General features: G+C 64.8%; 3 protein-coding genes. 1 reads left to right on the top strand and 2 read right to left on the bottom strand.

The genetic code is table 11. From position 1 onward, the window contains the following. Positions 1–1,032, top strand: a 1,032-nt coding sequence (locus VF515_01965; GenBank protein HEX7406393.1) for a sigma 54-interacting transcriptional regulator, incomplete at its 5' end; no start/stop codon positions are given. Between the two features lie 35 nt (positions 1,033–1,067). Here the strand turns inward: VF515_01965 and VF515_01960 are convergent. Together VF515_01960 and VF515_01955 are read right to left on the bottom strand one after the other, a co-directional pair. Further along, positions 1,068–2,924, bottom strand: coding sequence for an ATP-binding protein (locus VF515_01960; protein HEX7406392.1), 1,857 nt, complete (start codon positions 2,922–2,924; stop codon positions 1,068–1,070). After that, positions 2,921–3,172 (bottom strand): histidine kinase (locus tag VF515_01955; GenBank protein HEX7406391.1); only part of this gene is annotated, 252 nt, incomplete at its 5' end. The genes VF515_01955 and VF515_01960, both read right to left, overlap by 4 nt.

Below are 3,172 nucleotides of genomic sequence, written 5' to 3'. Positions count from 1 at the left end.
GTGCCAATGGCGAAGACGCTCTTGCCTCAGCAAGTTGATCTGGTCCAGCAGTGCGTGCCGCCGCTGCTGTCGCTTCGGCACGAGCAGCAACCGCCCTCGAACACCCCAGAGCCGCCACCCCTTTGGGAGTCAGCCAACGCCGAGATGGCGCGGGCAATCGCCAGCGCGCGGCAGGTGGCGGCATTTGACGTGCCCATTCTCCTCACGGGTGAAAACGGAACCGGAAAGAAGGTGCTCGCGGCCGCGATCCACGGCTGGAGTCCGCGCTCCGCTGGACCCTTCGTTGCTGTTGCGCGCGCCGCGCTGGCCGAGCATCGACTCGAGGGCGAGCTGGTCGCTTATGCCGAGGATGCTTGGAAGGACCGTTACGGTTGGCTTGATGCCGCGAATGGCGGGACCCTCTTCTTCGAGGAGGCGGGCGACCTACCGAACGCCGTTCAGGCGAAGCTGATCCGTTTTCTCGACGGGCACCGGCTCCAACAGGTCACGGGTGACAAGACCGTCAACACCGGCGTCCGTCTGATCACGGCGAGTGACCACGATCTGGAGATGGACGTCCGTGCGGGGCGCTTTCGCCAAGACCTGTTCTTTCGCCTCAACGTCGTCGGCATTCACCTGCCGCCATTACGGGAACGTCCCGAGGATCTCCCGAAGCTCACTGACCAGATGTTGGCCATCCTCTGCACCCGCCACCGGCGCGACGCTGTGCGTCTCACGCCCGAGGTCCAGCGGGTGTTTGCGCGTTATCGATGGCCGGGAAATATCCGCGAGCTGGTGAGCGTTCTGGAGCGGGTGGTGGTGTTGTCCCGCGGCGAGGCCGTCACCACGGAGGACCTTCCTGAGCGGCTGCTCGTACCGCCGCTGGAGGCTACGGGAGCATTGCGCTCGCAACCGCTTTCGCTCAACGCGCTGGAGCGGCACCACGTCGCGTTGGCAATCAGGGAGTCGGCCACGCTCCAGGAGGCCGCCACCCGCTTGGGCATTCATCCGACCACGCTCTGGCGCAAGCGGAAGCGCTACGGCTTGACGTAGGAGCGGAGGAGCGATGACTCACTATCGTGGCGTTCCTAGGCTTCTGGCTGAATGCCGGTGACCGTCACGGCGGCCGGGAGCGTGAACCAGAAGGTGCTGCCCCGGCCCGCTTCACTCTCAACGCCGATCTGCCCGCCGTGCGCTTCGACGATCTCTTTTGCAATCGACAAGCCGAGGCCGGTCGCACTTGCTGCCCCCGGCGGCTGAAGGAATTTTTCGAACACGGCGGACTGCAGTTCCTTTGGAACGCCCTCGCCGGCATCGATCACTTCGAAGCGAACGCCCTCTTGGCCGGGCAGCGCGCGCACCCTGACCACCGCATGCGGCGGTGACTGGTGGATCGCGTTCGTCAAAAGACTCATGAACACGACCTGTACGCGCTCGCGGTCCGCCCGCACGTCACTCAGGCCGGGCAGTACGGCGGTTTCCAGCTGCACGTGCCGCTCCGCGGCGGCGGCGCGTTGCGCTTCGACCGCCGTCTCGATCAGGGACGCGGGGGACGTCGGTCGTTGATCCAGTGTGATCTGTTCTCCCTGAATGCGGGCCAGGTGCAGCAGTTCGTCGACGATGGACTGCAGCCGTTCGCAGTCGTCTCGGGCCCCGTACAGCAGATCTGCCTGCTTGCCCGTAAGAGGACCCGGTACCTGTTCGAGGCAGACGTGGATCGCCATGCCGAGTGACGTCAGTGGGGTGCGCAGTTCATGGGCAACAGTCGACACCAAGTCGTTCCTGAGCTCGTCGACCCGGCGCAGGCGCGTGACATCCTGGAAGATCACCGTCGCACCCGCAATGCCGCCTTCCTCGGCGTAGACCGGGGTCGCGCGTGGAAGAAAGAAGCGGTCGCCACTAGCGAACGAGATTCGCGTCGCTTCTTCGAACCCCTTCGGAGTGTAGACCCCTTTGCCGCTGAGCACGTGATCACGCACGTATTGCAAGACTGCCCGTGCCGGTGGTGCCACTGCAATCAGCGGATCACCCGCCGCCAGCTCCACCGTCAGTCCGAGGACCGCCTCCGCTGCACGATTCACGTTGAGGACGCCGCCATGGAGGTCGAAGACGACAACCGGGTCCGGCAAACTGTCCATGGCGGCCTGGGACGCCTGTTGTGCCAGGAGCAAGTCGCCGAGCGAGCTCCGGCGATAGTGACTCAAGCGCACGGCCATGGCGTTGACGTGGCCGGCGAGCTGCGCCAGCTCGTCGCGCCCCGGGATGCTGATGCGGGCGTCGAACTCGCCCTCACCGATTCGCTGGACGGTCCGCGTCATCAGCCCCAGCGGCCGCAGGAGGCGGCTGGTGATGGTGATCGACAGCAGGCCGCCGCCCAGCAACGCTGCCAGTGACGCAAGCATCAGGACCGTGTTCATCCGTTCGGCAGTCTGCTGCGCCCGCTCGCCCTTTTGCACCATCGCGTTTTGGTTCATGGCGAGGATCGTGTCGGCGGCGTTCCGTACCGCGACGAATGCGGGCTGAAGCTCCTCGAGGTAAAAGGCGCGCGCTGCAGCCGTATCCGTTACGGCTGGGAACCGATCGAAGTGCTCCTGGTACGCGGTCCACACGGCCCGCAGCTTGCGCGTGGCCTCGTCCTCTCCGGGCTCGGTGATATTGCCTTCCTGCACCCTGAGTTCCGACTCGAATCGCTGGCGCTCAACTGCGACGTGCGACATTCGCTGATCGTTTGAGCCGCCGATCAGCAGCAGCGACGGTGCATCCTCTATCCGTTCGATCGACTCTTTCATGCGTTCCGCCGCCAGCACACTGCGGTAGTTGTCTGTGAGAATCGTGTTCGCCTGCTGACCGAGCGAAGAGAGCGTGCCGGTGGCGAGTACTCCCACCAGCAGCAGGGCAATTGCCAGCGGTGCTTGCGCCAGCAGCACTTTCATCCGCACGTTCATGCGTGCTCCGCCTCGTCTTCGAGGGCGACGATGTGGAGGTCGAAACCCACCGCGTCCTTGACCATGCGTGCCACAAACGAACGGCCCAGTACCTGTTGCCACCACGGTCGATGTGAGCGGCCGATCATGACGTGACCAACGCCATGCGAACGTGCGTAATTCAGGAGCGCCGCCACGGGTTCGAGGCTTTGTAATCGCACCACGATCCCGCCCAGCTCGCGGGCTTTGTCGATGTTGCCCAGGAGATG

This window comes from Candidatus Binatia bacterium (assembly GCA_036382395.1).
Lineage (GTDB): Bacteria > Desulfobacterota > Binatia > HRBIN30 > HRBIN30 > JAGDMS01.
This window is presented reverse-complemented; position numbering and strand designations above follow the sequence as displayed.